The organism is Geodermatophilus sp. SYSU D00698, from assembly GCF_054050335.1.
Genome location: NZ_JBJGZD010000011.1, coordinates 111,356 through 128,168 on the forward strand (window position 1 = coordinate 111,356; position 16,813 = coordinate 128,168).

A 16,813-nucleotide genomic window follows, 5' to 3' on the forward strand; every position below is an offset into this window, starting at 1 on the left:
CGCCGTCCTTGGCGATGCGCAGGAACGGCGTGCGCAGGCCGCGCCGCGACAGCAGCTCGTCGACGTCGGTCAGCGTCAGCAGGTCGGTGAACGACTCCCCGGTGTCCTCGGCGCGGGCGAGCAGCGGGCGGCGGGACCAGTACTGCTCGGCGAAGACCGCGGGGTCGAGGTGCGTGCACCGGCGCAGGGCCGGGCGGGCGTCAGCCCCGCCCGGCCCCGCGGCGGTCGGGTCCTGGCTCAGGCCGAACCGTCCGCGCCACCGTCGGCACCGCCGTCGGCACCGCCATCGGCACCGCCATCGGCGCCACCGTCCGCGCCGCCGTCGGCGCCACCGTCCGCACCGCCGTCCGCACCGCCGTCCGCGCCGCCGTCGGCACCGCCGTCGGCGCCACCGTCCGCACCGCCGTCCGCGCCGCCGTCGGCACCGCCGTCGGCACCGCCGCCGGCCGCGCCACCGTCGGCCGGGCCGTGGCCCGCGCCGCTGTCGGCACCGCCGTCGGCGCCGCCGTCGTGCTGGCCGGGCGTGCCCTCGCCGGCTCCGCTGTCGGCCGGACCCTCCGTGCTGGTCATGTCGTCGTCGTCGAGCGCCATCGGGCTCCTCCGGGATCCGGGTCGGGACCGTCCGCCGGACGGCGGTCGGTGGTGTCCCACCTACCTCGCCCGTGGGCCGGTCACACATGCGCCGACCAGCGTCTTCCCGAGGCGCCCGGACACGCCGGGGACGGCGCGCCGCCTCTCGGGGAGGGCCGCTAGTCTCCGAACACGTGTTCGAACGGGGAGGTCGCGTGGGGTCGTCGGGGGGGCGTGCCGAGGGGTGCGCGGTGCTGCACGTCGACATGGACGCGTTCTTCGCCAGCGTGGAGGTCCGCCGTCACCCCGAGCTCGCCGGCACGCCGGTCATCGTCGGCGGCGCGGGCAACCGCGGGGTGGTCACCTCGGCCACCTACGAGGCCCGCGCGTACGGCGTGCACGCCGCCATGCCGACGGCGCGGGCGCTGCGCCTGTGCCCGACGGCGACCGTGCTGCCGGGGGACACGGCGCTGTACGCCGAGGTGTCCCGCGCGGTCATGGCGCTGTTCCGGTCGGTGACCCCGCTGGTGGAGCCGCTGAGCCTGGACGAGGCCTTCCTCGACGTCGGCGGGGCCGGGCGCCGGCTGGGCGACGCCGCCGAGATCGGGGAGTACCTGCGCGCCCGCGTCTTCGACGAGCAGGGCATCACCTGCTCCGTCGGCGTGGCCGGCACCAAGTTCGTGGCCAAGCTCGCCTCCACCCACGCCAAGCCCGACGGGCTGCTCGTCGTCCGCCCGGCCGAGGTCATCGACTTCCTGCACCCGCTGCCGGTCGGCGCCCTGTGGGGTGTGGGCGCGAAGACCGAGCAGGTGCTGCTGCGGCTGGGGCTGCGCACCGTCGGCGACCTCGCGCACGTCCCGGCGCGCACCCTGCAGCGGGCGCTGGGCCCCGCCGCCGGCGGCCACCTGCACGAGCTCGCCTGGGGCCGCGACCCCCGCCGGGTGGTGCCCGACGAGCCGGAGCGGTCGACCGGGCACGAGGAGACCTTCCCCACCGACGTCGACGACCCCGCGGTCGTCCACCGGGAGCTGCTGCGGCTGTCCGAGCGGACGGCGGCCCGGCTGCGCGCGGGCGGCTGGCTGACCCGCACGGTGAGCATCAAGGTCCGCTTCGCCGACTTCACCACCCTCACCCGCAGCCGCACCCTCGGCGTCCCCACCGACGTCGGACAGGACGTGTACGAGACCGCGCGCGCCCTGTTCGACGCCCTCGGGCTGGACCGGGCGCGGATCCGGCTGGTCGGCGTGCGGGCCGAGCGGCTGGTCCCGGCCGGCCAGGCGCCCCGCCAGCTGGAGCTCGGCGCCCGCGAGCACGGCCGCCGCGACGCCGAGCTGGCCGCCGACCGGGCCGCCCGCCGGTTCGGCGCCGGCGCGGTGCGGCCGGCCACCCTGCTGCACCGCGACCGCGACCGCCGGGTGCGCTGAGACGGGCCCGGGGACCGCCCGGGGACCCCCCGGAGGGGTGGTCACGACGGCGGTACGGCGGGTCGCCGCGCACTCGCCTTTCGCACCCCGCCGACGGCTCGTATCCTCGGTGTCACCACCGGGTACGGACCCGGCGGTGTCTGGCTCCGCCCACCTGGAGGTCTCGGTGCCGCTCTCCGAGCACGAGCAGCGACTGCTGGAGCAGATCGAGCGCGCCCTCGTCGACGACGATCCCAAGTTCGCCTCCTCCGTCCGCACCGGCGACCGCAGGCTCAGGGCGCGGCGGAAGCTGCAGCTCGGTGCGCTGCTGGTCGTGGTGGGCCTGGCCGTCCTCGTCGGTGGTGCCGTCGTCCCGTCCGTGCCGCTGGGCGTCCTCGGGTTCCTCGTCATGTTCGGCGGCGCCGCGCTCGGCGTCCTCAACTACCGCTCGGCCACCGGCGCCGTCGAGACCGGCCCGGCCGGTGCCCGCGGCGCGCAGGGCGGCCGCGGCCGGGGCGGCAGGCCCCGCAAGCAGCCGCTGAAGAACCGGCTCGAGGAGCGCTTCCGCCGCCGCTACGACCAGTAGCCCGCGAGACCCCGCGACGGCCGCCGTCCCACCCGGGACGGCGGCCGTCGCCGTTCCCGTGGCCGCGGGAGCCGACCCGTCCCGGGGGGACGAGGACGATGGGGCCTGCCCCACGAGCCGATCGGGAGGGGGAGTCCGGACGACGCAGACACAGCCCCTGGAGCACCTGTCCTTCGACCGCCCCGACGAGGTCCGGCAGGGTGAGAACTGGCGGCTGGAGCTGCTGCACCTGGCCGGCGGCGCCGAGGTCGGCCGCATCACCGTCCAGCCCGGCTGGCGGTGGTCCGAGCACGTCCGGCCGGTGGCCGGCGCGGACCTGTGCCAGGCCCCGCACCAGCAGTACCAGGTCTCCGGCCGCATCCACGTCGTGATGGCCGACGGCACCGAGATCGAGTCCGGTCCCGGTGAGGTCACGTCGCTGCCGCCGGGGCACGACGCCTGGGTGGTGGGGGACGAGCCGGTCGTGGCCATCGACCGGCACGGCGCCTCGGTCCGGGCGGCCCGGCCGTAGCCCCGCCGGCCCGGGACCGGCGGGGCGGGCTCAGGCGGCGGGGTTCCGGCGGGGGAGCCTCGCGGTGACCGCGGCCGCGAGCGCGTCGCCCAGCGACGCGGGCCACAGCAGCGCCCGCAGCCGGGCCCGCGGCGCCGCCGCCGCGGTCAGCCCCCGCCGCGCCCGGGTCAGCGCGGCGCCCAGGGACGGGTCGGCGGGCGCGCCGGGGCGGCCGTAGCTGGCCGCCTCCTCCGCCCGGGCCAGCCGCCCGACCGCGTCGGCCGCGTCGGGGACGCCGGCCCGGTGCGCGCCCCCCGCGACCGCGACGCCGTCGAGGGTGCGGGTCAGCGCCGCCGCCTGCTGCCGCGGGGTCTGCGCGGGGTCCCAGGGCAGGCCCAGGTCCCGCGCGGTCGCGGCGAGCTCGTCCCACAGCGCGGCGGGGCTCCCGCCGGCCACCCGGCGGCGCCGCTGCAGCGCGCGGGCGCCGGCCGGAGCGGCCAGCAGCGCGGCCAGCCCCAGCAGCACGCCGGCGGCGACCAGCACCGGCCGCGCCGACGACGTCTGCGCGGCCGTCGTGCCCTGCGGGGTGGCGCCGTCCACCCGGTCCTGCTGCGGCGTCGGGACGCTCTGCGGCGCGGTCGGCGCGGTCGGGACGTCCTGCGGGCGCTCGAGCACCTCCTGGTCGGCCGGCCGCGGCGCCCACGGCAGGTCGACGGCGCGCTCGCTGTCGATCGGGGTGGGGTCGAACGGCACCCAGCCGAGGTCGTCGAAGTACACCTCGACCCAGGCGTGCGCGTCGTCGCTGGTGACCAGTCGCCCGCCGCCGGGCTGCACCCGGCCGGGCGTGTAGCCCAGCGCGACCCGGGCGGGGATGCCCGCGGCCCGCACCATGGCGGCCATCGCCCCGGCGTACTGCTCGCAGTAGCCCTGCTTGAGCTGCAGGAAGTCGACGAGGTCGTCGCCGCTGGTGCCCGGCCGGGTCGCGAGGCTGTAGACGAAGCCGTTCGCGCGGGAGAAGTGGCCCTGGATGGCGCGCACCGCGTCGTAGGGGGTGGCCGCGCCCGCGGTGAGGCTCGCGACCAGGTCGGTGACGGCGGGGTCCAGCGGCGGCAGCGCGGTGTCGCGCTCGCGCACCGGCGAGCCGGGCGGCACCTCGCCGGCGGCGCGCAGGTCGTCCTCGGTGGGGCGGGCCTCGACGGCGGTGACCCGGTAGCTCTGGGCCGCGGTGGTGACGTCGCGGCCGAAGACGGTGCCGGTGGTGGGGTCGAACCGCCAGGCCCCGGGGTCGGCGATCTCCACCGTCAGGGGGGAGGTGAGCACCGGCAGGAAACGGTCGTCGTGGCCGACCGCGGTGATCGTGGCCTCGACCCGCCGGCCGTCGCGGCGCCCGGGCAGCGGCGCGAGGTCGTCGGGCTGCCCCACCGACGTCTCGCCGTCGAGGTTGCCCACCGTCCAGCCGTCCTCGGCGCTGTAGACGTCGAGGGTCACCACGCGCAGGTAGCCGGGGTCCAGGACCGAGGCGTCGAACCGCAGCAGGTCGATCGGCTGGGGCAGCGTGAGCTGGCCCTGCAGCGCCGCGGCCGCGTCGAGTGCGGTGCCGGTCGACCCGCCGCCGCCCCCGGGACCGAAGCCGGCGACCACCCGGCCCTCGGGCAGGGTCGGCACCACGCTGCCGCCCACCAGGGCGGCGGCCAGGGCCAGCGCGGCGGTGCCGGTCGCGGCGAGCCCGCCGGCGCCGCCGCGCCGCCCGGCCCGCGCGGCCAGCCGCCGCGCCTGGTCGGCCCACAGCAGCAGCGCCAGCCCCGCGGCCGGGGCCGCGACCGCCGTCAGCCCGATGCTGCCGGTGACCGTGCTGACCGGCACGCAGAACAGGACCAGCAGCCCCAGCCCGGCGAGGGCCGGCTGCCGACCGCCGACGGCGATCAGGTCGACGACGACGGCGACGATCCCGACCAGCAGCACGGTGAGCGTGAGCAGGCCGGTCAGCGGCAGCGCCGGTGTGGACTGCTCGCGGATCTCGGCCGAGCCGTCGGTGAGCACCGCGGCGAGGTCGCCGAGGGAGCCGGGGGTGGGCAGCCAGCCGCCGATCGCGTCGCCGGGGGCGAACAGCGCCGTCATCAGGCAGAGCAGGGCGGCCAGCTGGCCCAGCGGCACCAGCGGGACGCCGGCGGCGCCGGCGCGGGCGGGCAGCGCCCGGCCGCCGGACGCCCACGCCCACAGCGCCGGCCCGGCCGCGCGCAGCGCCAGCCCGGTGAGGGCGACCACCGCGATCGCCGCCAGCGCCGGCGGCGCCCAGGCCGGGCGGGTGAAGACCGGCGCCAGGGCGCAGCTGCCCAGCGCGGTGGCGACCGCGGCGGCCAGCGTCGTGCCGCCCTCGCGGGACAGCGTGCCCGGCGGCACGGGCGCCGGCGGGGGGGCGGGGACCGGCGGCGGGACCGGCCGGCCGGACCGGACCGGGGGCGGCGGCGGGGCGAGCGTGGTCACGCCGGCACCCCCAGGACGCCGCCGCCCCGGACCCCGGCGGAGGCCGGGGCGAGGTCGGCCCACACGGCCTCGACGGTGCACGAGGAGCCGGCGACGACGACCTGCCAGCCCGCGCCGCGCAGCAGCGTCGCGGACTGCTCCAGCTGGGCGGTCAGCGCCGCGCGCGCCGTGGCCGACAGCCCGCGCTTGCTGCGGGCGCCGGGATCGGCCCAGCTGGCCACGTCGAGCAGGACCGCGACGTCGGCGGACGGGCCCGAGCGCGCGGCGACGAGCTCGGTGAGGTCGTCGGGGCCGACCGCGCCGAGCAGCGCGACGACCGGGCCCTCGCCCGCCACGCGGTGCAGGAGCTCCGCGGCCGGTCCCAGGCCGGTGCCGCGGCCGGGGCCGAGCGTGGCCAGCCGGTCCAGCAGCTCGCCCGGTCCCAGGGCCGCCCGCGCGGCGGGGGCGGCGCGGCCGCCGTCCGGCGCGGTGGGGGTGAGCTCGCCGGCGGTGGTGACCACGCGCAGCGCCGCCCCCCGCCGTGCCAGCGCGGTGCCGATGCTCGCCGCGGCCTCCACCAGCCACTCGAGGCTGTCCTGCGGCGGCGTCGGGTCACCGGGCGGGCCGGGGACGGCGCCGCCGGCGACCGGTCCCGGGCCGGCGGCGCGGGTGAGCAGGTGGGCGCGGGTGCGGGTGTCGAGCAGCAGCGCCGCCTGGGCGCGCCAGGGCCGCTCCTCCAGCCGGACCATGAGCTCGCCGGTGCGGGCGGTGGCCCGCCAGTGCACCTTCCGCAGGTCGTCGCCGTGCCGGTACGCGCGGGTGCTCACGTCGTCCTCGCCGTGCACCGCGATCGAGCGGCGGGCGCCCTCGCCGCCGCCTCCGTGCCCGCCGCCCGGGCCACCGGGCCCCAGCGGCCGGACCCGCGGCACGACCACCAGCGGCGCGCCGTCGGTGCCGCTGGTGGTGCGCTGCACCAGCCCGAAGGGGTCGACCAGGCGCAGCCGCAGCGGGCCGAGCCGGAACCGGCCGCGGCGGGCGCCGGCCACCCGGTACCGCATGCCGGCGGTCGCGGCGGCGGGCAGCCGCTCGACGACGAACGAGGGGGAACGGCCCAGCTCGGGCGGCAGGTGCTCGGACAGCAGCCACAGCCGTCCCGTCCGCCGGTCGGCGTTGGTCACCTCGAGCAGCACCTCGGCGTCCTGGCCGCGCGGCACCCGAGACGGCGACACGGTGCGCCGGACGCCGACGCGGAACCGCTGCCGGGCGACGGCGACCGCCGACACCAGCGGCAGCGCGAGCACGAAGACGGCGATCTGCACCAGCGGCCGCTCGCCGAGCAGCGCGCCGAGCCCGAGCAGGGTGGCCCCCGCGGCGACCAGGCAGCGGCCGCGGAGGGTGAGCGAGGTCAGCGCCGTGCGCAACGGCCCACCCACGGCGGTCAGCGCCCGCGGAGGACGGGCACGGTGGACAGCAGGGCGGTGACCACCTGCTCGGCGGTGCGGCGCGCGGCCGCGGCGTCGGCGGTGAGCAGCAGCCGGTGGGCGAGCACCGGGACGGCCATCGCCTGCACGTCGTCGGGGAGCACGTGGTCGCGGCCGGACAGCGCCGCCGACGCGCGGGCGGTGCGCAGCAGCTGCAGCCCGGCCCGCGGGGAGGCGCCCAGCCGCAGCTCGGGGGAGCGGCGGGTGGCCTCGACCAGCGCGACGACGTAGCGGCGGATCGCGTCGGAGACGTGCAGCGACTGCACCGCCGTCACCAGCGCGCGCACCGTGCCGGCGTCGGCCACCGGCGCAAGGGAGGCCAGCGGGTCGGCGGTGCCGCGGTCGTCGAGCATGGCGACCTCGGCCTCGCGGTCGGGGTAGCCCATCGAGACCCGCGCGGTGAACCGGTCGCGCTGGGCCTCGGGGAGGGGGTAGGTGCCCTCCATCTCCACCGGGTTCTGGGTGGCCATCACCAGGAACGGCCGGGCCAGCTCGTAACTGACGCCGTCGACGGTGACCTGCCGCTCCTCCATGCACTCCAGCAGCGCCGACTGCGTCTTGGGCGAGGCCCGGTTGATCTCGTCGGCGACGACGACGTTGGCGAAGACCGCGCCGGGCTTGAACTCGAAGGCCCGGGTCTCCTGGTCGTAGACGGCCACGCCGGTGACGTCGCTCGGCAGCAGGTCGGGGGTGAACTGGATGCGCCGCACGCTGGCGTCGATCGAGCCGGCCAGCGCCTTGGCCAGCGTCGTCTTGCCGGTCCCGGGCACGTCCTCCACCAGCAGGTGGCCCTCGGCGAGCAGCACCACGAGGGCGAGGCGGACGACGTCGGGCTTGCCCTGGACGACGCGGGACACGTTGGCCGCGATCCGCGCGCCCTCCGCGGCGACGTCCACCGGCAGCCCCGCCGTCCCGCCCGCCGCACGCATGGTGTCGGTCACCCGGCCCACGGTACGTGCCCGGAGCGGTCCGCAACGTGTCCGCGCACCGCCCCCACCGGGCCCCTCCCGGGTCCCCACCACGACGGCCCCCGCGACCCCTCCCGGTGGGCCGTCCCCCCACCGTGCCCCACCCGGCCGCCCCCCGCCGTCCCCGCGCCCCTGACCTGCACGCCAACGGGTGGAGCGGGTGGGTCACGACATGGTGTCGAGTGGTGTCTGGTGGGGCGTAGTGGGTTAGTGTGTGGCGCGGTGGGGAGCCAGGGCCCGTCCCGGGTCCGCGGAGGACACGAGGAGGACCACATGGGGGAGGTGATCCGGTGTTCGTCGGCAGCTTCGCCCTGCGCCTCGACGAGAAGGGCCGGCTCGCGCTCCCCGTCCGGTTCCGCGACCAGGTGGCCGACGGCATGGTGATCAAGAAGGGCCAGGAGCGCTGCGTCTACGGCCTGACCATGGCCCGGGTCGCCGAGCAGAGCCGCGCCGCCGCCAGCATGGCCCCCGCCGACACCGCCGAGGCCCGGATGCGCGCCCGCATGAGCTTCGGGTCGATGGTCGAGGTCGAGCCCGACAAGGCCGGCCGCATCACCATCCCGGCCAACCTGCGCCAGTACGCCGGCCTCGACCGCGACGTGGTCGTCGTGGGTGTCGACACCCGCTTCGAGATCTGGGACCAGGCCACGTGGGACGCCTACGTGGAGGAGCAGGAGGCGGCCTTCGCCGCCATGGAGAGCGAGGGGATGCCCACGCTGTCCTGACCCCGTCCCGCCGGTCGCCCCGACCCCCGCGCGCGCCCGTCCGCGAGCCGACTTCCCCGCGGCTCGACCGGGTGCGGCCCGAACCGTCTTCCCCGCGGCTCGGACCCCGTGCGCAGGCGGCGTTCCCCGCCGCCGGTCGGACCGGCCACCGGCATCCGGCGACCCCCGCTCCCGCGGCCGCCTCCTGACGCTCTTCCCCGGCGCCAGGCGGCACCGCGGGGGCGGGGGTCTCCCTTTCCCCGGGCCACCCCGCCGGCTCCCTCCCCGGGCCCGCGGCGCCGTTCCCCGCGCGGCACGCCCGGCCGGCTCCCCCAGCCGGAGCGCCGTCCGCGCCACCATGAGACACCCGCCCTGCCCGCCCCGCCGGGCCCGACCCGCGAGGAGGACGACGTGAGCGCACCGGCCGTCCACGTCCCCGTCCTCCTCGACCGCGTCACCGACCTGCTCGGCCCGGCCTGCGCCGCCGACGGGGCCGTGCTGGTCGACGCCACCCTGGGGCTGGCCGGGCACTCGCTGGCCCTGCTCGACGCCCACCCCGGGCTGCGCCTGGTCGGACTGGACCGCGACCCGCACGCCCGCGCCGAGGCCGCAGCCCGCATCGCCGCCGCCGGCCACACCGACCGCGTCACCCTCGTGCCCGCCGTCTTCGACGAGCTGCCCGAGGTGCTCGGGGGCCTGGGCCTGGCCGAGGTGCAGGCGGTCCTGTTCGACCTCGGCGTCTCCTCGCTGCAGCTCGACCGCGCCGACCGCGGGTTCAGCTACGCCGCCGACGGGCCGCTGGACATGCGGATGGACCCGGGCGCGCCGCGCACCGCCGCCGACGTCGTCAACACCTACTCCGCGGCCGAGCTCACCCGCGTGCTGCGGGTGTACGGGGAGGAGCGCTTCGCCTCCCGGATCGCCGCGGCGATCGTGCGCGAGCGGGCGCGCGAGCCGTTCACGCGCACCGAGCGGCTGGCCCACCTGGTGCGCGACTCCATCCCCGCCGCCACCCGCCGCACCGGCGGCAACCCGGCGAAGCGGACCTTCCAGGCGCTGCGGATCGAGGTCAACGACGAGCTCGGTGCGCTGCAGCGGGCCCTGCCCGCGGCGCTGGACGCCCTCGCCGTGGGCGGCCGGATCGCCGTCATCACCTTCCACTCGCTCGAGGACCGCATCGTGAAGCAGACCCTCGCCGCCGGTGCCACCGACCGCACGCCGCCGGAGCTGCCCGTCCGGCTGCCCGAGTACGGCCCCGTGCTGCGGCTGCTCACCCGCGGCGGCGAGGGCCCCACCGACGACGAGGTCGCCGCCAACCCGCGCGCGGCGTCGGCCCGCGTCCGCGCCGCCGAGCGCATCCGGCGGCCGGCGTGAGCGCCGCCGCGCGCGCGTCGCGCACCGAGCCGTCGGCACCGGGGGAGCGGGTCGCCCGGACCCTGCCCTCCCGCCCGCTGCGGGCGCTGCCCTCGCGGCCGGCCCGCACCCGCACCACCGGCCCCGCGCCCCGGGTGGGGACCTCCCGGACGGCGGCCCGCACCACGGCCCGCACCACGGCCCGCACCACGGCCCCCGAGCTGCGGCTGCTGCCCGGCGGCGCGGCGCGCACCCGCTCCGCGGCGGCCCGGCGCCGGGCGCCGTTCGCGCTGCTGGTCGTCGCGCTGCTGGTGCTCACCACCATCGGCCTGCTGGTGCTCAACACCTCCATCGCGGTCAACTCGCTGCGGGCCACCGAGCTGCGCAACGCCAACGCCGAGAAGGCCGAGGAGGTGCAGGAGCTGGAGCAGCAGGTCGTCTCCGGCAGCACGCCGGTGCAGCTGGCCGCGGCCGCCGTCGCCGCGGGCCTGGTCCCGGCCGGCGCGGCCGGGCACCTGGTGATCGGCGCCGACGGCAGCGCCACCCTGCGCGGGACCCCGGAGCCGGCCCCGGACCCCGCCGCGGCCGGGGACGAGGGCTGAGCGTGCTCCCGCCCGCCCGCGGTCCCCAGCCCGCCCGCCGCGCCGCCCCGCGCACCGCCGCCCGCGGCGGCCGGGGCGCGGTGCCCCGACCCGTCCCGCGCGCCGGTGGGCCCCGCGGCGCGCGGGAGCCGCTGCCCCGCTCGGGCGCCTTCGTGCCGCGGCGCGCCCCGGGCAGCCGCCGGGTGGGCCGGCCGCTGCGGATGGGCGCCAAGCGGCTCCGGTGGGGACTGGTGCTCGTCGTCGTCCCGCTGCTGCTCGTCACCGGCAAGCTGGTGCTGCTGCAGGGCGTGGACGGCGCCGACTACGCCAACGCCGCCGAGCAGGACCGGCTCGCCGAGTACCCGATCTCCGCCCTCCGCGGGGCGATCGTCGACCGCGACGGCCACCCGTTCGCCTACACCGTCGACGCCTCCCGGGTCGTCGCCGACCCCACCGTCGTGGAGGACCCCGAGCGCACCGCGCTCGCGCTCACCGCCCTGCTCGACGTGCCGGTGCCCGAGCTCACCGAGCTGCTCGGCCGCGACGGCCGCTACGTCGTCCTCGCCCGCCAGGTCTCGCCGGAGACCGTCGACGCCATCGACGCCCTGGGTCTCGCCGGCATCGTCTTCGAGGACGACCCGGTGCGGCTCTACCCGACCGGGGCCGTGGGCGGCCAGGTCGTCGGCTTCGTCGGCCGCGACGGCGACGGGCTGGCCGGGATCGAGCAGCGGTTCCAGGACGAGCTCGGCGGCACCGACGGCATGCGGCGGGTGGAGGTCGGCAGCGGCGGCCACCCGATCCCCTCGGGCATCGACGAGTCCACGCCGGCCACCGACGGCAGCACCGTCGAGCTGACCCTCGACCAGGACGTCCAGTTCACGACCGAGCAGCGGCTCGCGGAGGCCTGCTCCGACGGCGCCACCACCCGGGCCTCGGCCGTGGTGCTCGACGCGCACACCGGCCAGGTGGTCGCGATGGGCTCCTGCCCCGGCTACGACCCCTCCCAGGCCGGCAGCACCGACCCCGAGCTGCTGGGCAACCCCGCGGTGTCCAGCATCTTCGAGCCCGGCTCGGTGATGAAGGCGGTGACCCTGGCCGCCGCCGTCGAGGAGGGGAAGGCCACCCCGGACCGGGTGCTGAACGTCAACGGCCACATCCAGGCCGGCGACGCCGTCGTCACCGACGCCCACGACCACGCCCCGGTCGACTGGACGGTCACCGGCATCCTCGCCAAGTCCAGCAACGTGGGCACGATCATGCTCGCCCGCGAGGTCGGCGACGCCACGCTCGAGCGCTACCTGCGCGCCTTCGGGGTGGGGGAGGAGACCGGCGTCGAGCTGCCCGGCGAGAGCGGCGGCCTCCTCGCCGCCTCCGACGAGTGGGAGGCCAGCCGGGCCGCGAACATCGCCATCGGCCAGGGCGTGTCGGTGACGACGCTGCAGATGGCCTCGGTCTTCCAGACGATCGCCAACGGCGGCGTCCGCGTCCCCCCGCGGGTGGTCGCCTCGGTGACCGCCCCCGACGGGACGACGTCGACGCCGGACGCGCCCGAGCCCACCCGCGTGGTCAGCGAGGCCACCGCCGACGACCTCGCCCACATGCTCGAGGCCGTCGTCGGCCCGGGCGGCACCGCGCCGCTGGGCGAGGTCGAGGGCTACCGGGTGGCCGGCAAGACCGGGACGGCGCAGCGGGCCAACCCCGAGTGCGGCTGCTACGCGGGCGGCGGCTACGTGACGACGTTCGTCGGGTTCGCCCCCGCCGACGACCCGCAGTACGTCGTCGCCGTCGAGCTCGAGCGGCCCAGCAGCTCCGCCGAGGGCGGCCAGGTCGCGGCACCCGTGTTCGCCGACGTCATGCGCTACGTGCTCACCGAGCGCGGCGTGGTGCCGTCGGGGACGCCGCGGCCGGACTTCGCGCTCACCGGCGAGGACCTCGCCGAGGCCGCGACCGGCGGCCCCGCAGGGGACTAGTCGCGCACCGCCGAGGCCGTGCGGGTGCGCGGGACGGGCGGGTGCCGACGGTAGATTGGCCAGACGTGAGCCCGACCGGAACCGGGTCGGTGCCCCGGCCTGCGGGGACCCGCCCGCTCGCCCTCAGCGCGCTGCGCGACCTCGTGGGCGACCCCGTGCAGGGCGACCCCGCCACGCCGGTGCGCGGCGTGACCCTGGCCACCCCCGAGGTGCGGCCGGGCGACCTCTACGCGGCCCTGCCCGGCGCCCGCACGCACGGCGCGCGCTTCGCTGCCGACGCCGCCGGCCGCGGCGCGGTCGCCGTCCTCACCGACCCCGCCGGCCGCGACCAGGCGGTGGCCACGGGCCTGCCGGTGTGCGTCGTCGACGCGCCGCGCGCGCTGCTCGGCGACGTCGCCGCGCGCGTCTACGGCGAGCCGGCCCGCCGGCTGCCGGTCGTCGGCATCACCGGCACCAACGGCAAGACGACGACGGCGTACCTGGTCGAGGCGGGCCTGGCCGCCGCCGGGCACGGCACCGGGCTGATCGGCACCGTGCAGACCCGCACCCGCGCCCGCGGCGCCGAGACCGCCTTCCCCAGCGTCCGCACCACGCCCGAGGCGCCCGTGCTGCACGCGCTGCTCGCCACCATGGCCGAGTCCGGCGTCGACACCGTGGTCATGGAGGTCTCCAGCCACGCGCTGGTGCAGGGCCGGGTCGGTGGCGTCCCGTTCGCCGCGGCCGGGTTCACCAACCTCAGCCAGGACCACCTCGACTTCCACCGCGACCTCGAGGACTACTTCCGGGCCAAGGCGCTGCTGTTCGACGGCCGCGCCGCCCGCGAGGTCGTCGTGGTCGACGACGGGCACGGCCGCCGCCTGGCCGGGATGCTCGGCGGGCGCGCGGTCACCGTGTCCGCCGAGGGGAACCCGGCCGACTGGACCGCCGCCGACGTCGCGCCGGCCCCCGACGGCGGCTCGGTGTTCACCCTCACCGGCCCCGGCGGCACGTGGCCCGCCCGCGTGCGGCTGCCCGGCCGGTTCAACGTCACCAACGCCGCGCTCGCCGTCGCGCTGCTCGACGCCGTCGGCGTGCCGGTGGCCGCGGCGCTGGAGGGGATCGCCACCGCCGTCGTGCCCGGGCGGATGGAGCCGGTCGACGCCGGCCAGCCCTTCACCGCGGTGGTCGACTACGCGCACACCCCCGACGCCGTCGCCTCGGCGCTCGCCGCGCTGCGCGGCGCCACGACCGGCAGGCTGGTGACCGTGCTCGGCTGTGGCGGCGACCGCGACCCCGGCAAGCGCCCCGCGATGGGCGCCGCCGCGGCGCTCGGCAGCGACCACCTCGTCGTCACCGACGACAACCCGCGCTCGGAGGACCCGGCCGCCATCCGCGCCGCCGTCCTCGCGGGCGTGCCGGCGGAGCGGCGCGGCAGCGTGGAGGAGATCGGCGACCGCCGGGCGGCCATCGCCCGCGCGGTGGAGCTGGCGCGGCCCGGGGACACCGTCCTGGTCGCCGGCAAGGGACACGAGACGGGGCAGGAGGTCGCCGGCACCGTGACGCCGTTCGACGACCGCGCGGTGCTGCGCGAGGTCCTCACCGCGGCGGCCGCCGGGGCGGCCCGCCGGTGATCGCCCTGACCCTCGCCGAGGTCGCAGAGGCCGTCGGCGCCGCGCTGACGCCCGCCGCCGACCCGGCGGCGACCGTCACCGGCGTCACCCTCGACTCCCGCACCGTCGCCGCCGGCGACCTGTTCGTCGCGGTCGCCGGCGAGCGGGTCGACGGGCACGAGTTCCTCGACGCCGCGGCCACGTCCGGCGCCGTCGCCGCGCTCACCACCCGCCCCGGCGGTCCGCTGCCGGCGCTCGTCGTCGACGACACGGTGGACGCCCTGGGCCGGCTGGCCGCCGCGGTGCACGCCCGGCTGGCCGCGGGCGGGCCGCGGGCAGACGGGTTGCTGACGATCGGCATCACCGGCTCCTCGGGCAAGACCTCCACCAAGGACCTCCTCGGCCAGGTGCTCGCCGCCGCCGGCCCGACGGTCAGCCCGCCCGGCTCGTTCAACAACGACATCGGCCTGCCGCTGACCGTGCTGTCCGCCGACGAGGGCACCCGCCACCTGGTGCTGGAGATGGGCGCGCGCGGCGTCGGGCACATCGCCCGGCTGTGCGCGGTCGCCCGCCCCGACGTCGGCGTGGTGCTCAACGTCGGCTCCGCCCACCTCGGCGAGTTCGGCTCGGCCGACGTCATCGCGCAGGCCAAGGGCGAGCTGGTGGAGGCGCTGCCGGAGACCGGCACCGCCGTCCTCAACGCCGACGACCCGCGGGTGGCCGGCATGGCGCCGCGCACCCGCGCCCGGGTGGTCACCACCGGCCGGTCCGACGGCGCCGACGTCCGCGCCACCGGCGTCACCCTGGACGACGCCGCCCGCGCCCGCTTCACCCTCGTCGCCGGCGGGGAGGAGCACCCGGTCGCGCTGCAGGTGGTCGGCGGGCACCAGGTGGCCAACGCGCTGTCGGCGGCGGCCGCCGCGCTCGCCGCCGGCATGACCCCCGCCGCCGTGGCGCAGGCGCTGTCGGCCGCCGAGCCGCGCAGCCGCTGGCGCATGGAGGTCACCCGCCGCGCCGACGGCGTGACCGTCGTCAACGACGCCTACAACGCCAACCCCGAGTCCATGCGCGCCGCGCTGGCCGCCCTCGCCGGGCTGCCCGCGACCCGGCGGGTCGCCGTCCTCGGCGGGATGGCCGAGCTCGGCCCCGACGCCGGCGCCGAGCACGAGCGGCTGGGCCGCGACGCGGTCGGCGCCGGGGTCGACCTGCTCGTCGCCGTCGGACCCGATGCGGTAGGGATGGTGTCGGGTGCCACGGCCGCCGGTGCCCGCCACGGGGAGGGCCCCGGGCCGCAGGTCGCGTCCGTGCCCGACCGAGCGGCCGCTCTCGACCTGCTCTCGGAGGTGCTGGTGCCCGGTGACGTCGTGCTGGTGAAGGCCAGCCGGGCCCACGGGCTGGAGGTCCTGGCCGACGGCCTGCTGACCGCCGGGGCAGGCGCGTGAAGTCCGTCCTCATCGCCGCGGCCTTCGGGCTGTTCATCTCGATCCTGTGCACCCCGCTGGCGGTGCGGGCCTTCCGCCGGCGCGGGTTCGGGCAGGAGATCCGCGACGACGGCCCCGAGAGCCACCTGTCGAAGAAGGGCACGCCCACCATGGGCGGCACCGTCATCGTCGGGGCGACGGTCGGCGGCTACCTGATCTCCCACCTGTTCCTCATCGGGCAGCCCAACCGCGGGGTGACCGCCAGCGGCCTGCTGGTGCTGTTCCTCATGGTGGGCCTGGGCACCGTCGGGTTCCTCGACGACTACCTGAAGATCCGCTTCCGGCGCAGCCTCGGGCTCAACAAGACCTCGAAGCTGGTCGGGCAGCTGGTGGTCGGCGTCGCGTTCGCGGTGCTCGCGATCAACTTCCCGGACGAGGCCGGGGTCACCCCGGCGTCGGAGTTCGTCTCCTTCGTCCGCGACATCGACCCGCTGTTCCTCGGCTCGGTCGGCTTCGTGGTCCTCGCCTACCTGTTCATCGCCGGGTTCTCCAACGCGGTGAACCTGACCGACGGCCTGGACGGGCTGGCGGCCGGCTGCTCGGCGATGGTCTGCGGCGCCTACACGATCATCTCGTTCTGGCAGTTCACCCACGACTGCTCCGGCGAGCTGGTCGACGGCTGCTACCAGGTGCGCGACCCGCTCGACGTCACGCTGGTCGCCGCCGCCGGGCTCGGCGCGTGCCTGGGCTTCCTGTGGTGGAACACCAGCCCGGCGCGGATCTTCATGGGCGACACCGGGTCGCTGGCCCTCGGCGGCCTGCTCGCGGGCCTGGCCGTGGTCACCCGCACCGAGCTGCTGCTCATCGTCCTCGGCGGCCTGTTCGTCGCGGTGACGCTGTCGGTGGTCATCCAGGTGGCCTTCTTCCGCGCCACCCGGCGGCGGGTGTTCCGGATGGCCCCGCTGCACCACCACTTCGAGCTCGCCGGGTGGGCGGAGAACACCGTCATCGTGCGGTTCTGGCTGGTGACCGGGATGGCCGTGGCCTTCGGGCTCGGCCTGTTCTACGCCGACTGGCTCTCCGTCACCGGGCTGTGAGAAGGGACCGCCTCGCCCCCCACGCCTCGCACGCTCGGCGCGGGCCCCTGCGAGGGGGCCGCTCCGGCACCTCACCGCGGGGCCCGGTCGGCGACGACCGGACGCGACACGCGCCGCCGGTGCTCCTGCTGCGCGGG

General features: G+C 78.1%; 14 protein-coding genes. 10 read left to right on the top strand and 4 right to left on the bottom strand.

Features of this window, described 5'->3' with window-relative positions; genetic code table 11:
- Positions 1 to 237: 237 nt before the first annotated feature.
- A complete protein-coding gene (locus ACI8AB_RS12295; RefSeq protein ID WP_456950353.1) occupies positions 238 to 591 on the bottom strand; it encodes a BatC protein in 354 nt (117 codons plus the stop codon).
- 230 nt (positions 592 to 821) lie between these two features.
- On the opposite strand from ACI8AB_RS12295, the gene dinB reads away from it, so the two are divergent.
- The 3 genes from dinB to ACI8AB_RS12310 all read left to right on the top strand — a co-directional run bounded on the left by dinB (position 822) and on the right by ACI8AB_RS12310 (position 3,070).
- A complete protein-coding gene (gene dinB, locus ACI8AB_RS12300; RefSeq protein ID WP_456950354.1) occupies positions 822 to 1,994 on the top strand; it encodes a DNA polymerase IV in 1,173 nt (390 codons plus the stop codon).
- A 136-nt stretch (positions 1,995 to 2,130) separates the two neighbouring features.
- Positions 2,131 to 2,559 carry a DUF3040 domain-containing protein gene (locus ACI8AB_RS12305; RefSeq protein WP_387994028.1) on the top strand — a complete coding sequence of 143 codons (429 nt, stop codon included), beginning with the start codon at positions 2,131 to 2,133 and terminating at the stop codon, positions 2,557 to 2,559.
- Between the two features lie 58 nt (positions 2,560 to 2,617).
- Positions 2,618 to 3,070 carry a cupin domain-containing protein gene (locus tag ACI8AB_RS12310; protein ID WP_456950355.1) on the top strand — a complete coding sequence of 151 codons (453 nt, stop codon included), beginning with the start codon at positions 2,618 to 2,620 and terminating at the stop codon, positions 3,068 to 3,070.
- A gap of 30 nt (positions 3,071 to 3,100) precedes the next feature.
- Here the strand turns inward: ACI8AB_RS12310 and ACI8AB_RS12315 are convergent, their stop codons facing one another.
- Genes ACI8AB_RS12315 through ACI8AB_RS12325 form a run of 3 tightly spaced genes read right to left on the bottom strand, consistent with a single transcriptional unit; the run spans position 3,101 to position 7,934 of the window.
- Complete coding sequence (locus ACI8AB_RS12315) at positions 3,101 to 5,533, bottom strand: transglutaminase family protein (RefSeq protein WP_456950356.1); 2,433 nt, start codon at positions 5,531 to 5,533, stop codon at positions 3,101 to 3,103.
- Positions 5,530 to 6,933 carry a DUF58 domain-containing protein gene (locus ACI8AB_RS12320; RefSeq protein ID WP_456950357.1) on the bottom strand — a complete coding sequence of 468 codons (1,404 nt, stop codon included), beginning with the start codon at positions 6,931 to 6,933 and terminating at the stop codon, positions 5,530 to 5,532. The genes ACI8AB_RS12315 and ACI8AB_RS12320 overlap by 4 nt, the downstream gene beginning before the upstream one ends.
- Positions 6,934 to 6,950: 17 nt before the next feature.
- Positions 6,951 to 7,934 (bottom strand): AAA family ATPase, encoded by a 984-nt coding sequence (locus tag ACI8AB_RS12325; RefSeq protein ID WP_456950358.1) that lies wholly within the window; start codon positions 7,932 to 7,934, stop codon positions 6,951 to 6,953.
- A gap of 317 nt (positions 7,935 to 8,251) precedes the next feature.
- Here ACI8AB_RS12325 and mraZ point away from each other — a divergent pair, with 317 nt between their 5' ends.
- The 7 genes from mraZ to mraY all read left to right on the top strand — a co-directional run bounded on the left by mraZ (position 8,252) and on the right by mraY (position 16,676).
- Positions 8,252 to 8,686 carry a division/cell wall cluster transcriptional repressor MraZ gene (mraZ, locus tag ACI8AB_RS12330; protein WP_387994466.1) on the top strand — a complete coding sequence of 145 codons (435 nt, stop codon included), beginning with the start codon at positions 8,252 to 8,254 and terminating at the stop codon, positions 8,684 to 8,686.
- 390 nt (positions 8,687 to 9,076) lie between these two features.
- A complete protein-coding gene (gene rsmH / locus ACI8AB_RS12335) occupies positions 9,077 to 10,039 on the top strand; it encodes a 16S rRNA (cytosine(1402)-N(4))-methyltransferase RsmH (RefSeq protein WP_456950359.1) in 963 nt (320 codons plus the stop codon).
- Entirely contained in the window at positions 10,036 to 10,620 is a 585-nt protein-coding gene (locus tag ACI8AB_RS12340; protein WP_456950360.1) for a hypothetical protein, read from the top strand. The genes rsmH and ACI8AB_RS12340 overlap by 4 nt, the downstream gene beginning before the upstream one ends.
- A gap of 2 nt (positions 10,621 to 10,622) precedes the next feature.
- On the top strand, positions 10,623 to 12,569 hold the full coding sequence (locus tag ACI8AB_RS12345) for a peptidoglycan D,D-transpeptidase FtsI family protein (RefSeq protein ID WP_456950361.1): 1,947 nt from the start codon (positions 10,623 to 10,625) through the stop codon (positions 12,567 to 12,569).
- Between the two features lie 65 nt (positions 12,570 to 12,634).
- On the top strand, positions 12,635 to 14,179 hold the full coding sequence (locus ACI8AB_RS12350; RefSeq protein WP_456950362.1) for a UDP-N-acetylmuramoyl-L-alanyl-D-glutamate--2,6-diaminopimelate ligase: 1,545 nt from the start codon (positions 12,635 to 12,637) through the stop codon (positions 14,177 to 14,179).
- The gene (locus ACI8AB_RS12355) at positions 14,176 to 15,600 is read left to right on the top strand and encodes a UDP-N-acetylmuramoyl-tripeptide--D-alanyl-D-alanine ligase (RefSeq protein ID WP_456950363.1); all 1,425 of its coding nucleotides are present in this window, start codon (positions 14,176 to 14,178) and stop codon (positions 15,598 to 15,600) included. The genes ACI8AB_RS12350 and ACI8AB_RS12355 overlap by 4 nt, the downstream gene beginning before the upstream one ends.
- Positions 15,597 to 16,676 carry a phospho-N-acetylmuramoyl-pentapeptide-transferase gene (gene mraY, locus ACI8AB_RS12360; RefSeq protein WP_387994433.1) on the top strand — a complete coding sequence of 360 codons (1,080 nt, stop codon included), beginning with the start codon at positions 15,597 to 15,599 and terminating at the stop codon, positions 16,674 to 16,676. The genes ACI8AB_RS12355 and mraY overlap by 4 nt, the downstream gene beginning before the upstream one ends.
- The last annotated feature ends 137 nt before the right edge of the window (positions 16,677 to 16,813 follow it).

Coding starts and splice junctions, on each gene's coding strand:
- ACI8AB_RS12295 (WP_456950353.1), bottom strand. CDS start 591: ATGGCGCTCGACGACGACGACATGACCAGCACGGAGGGTCCGGCCGAC.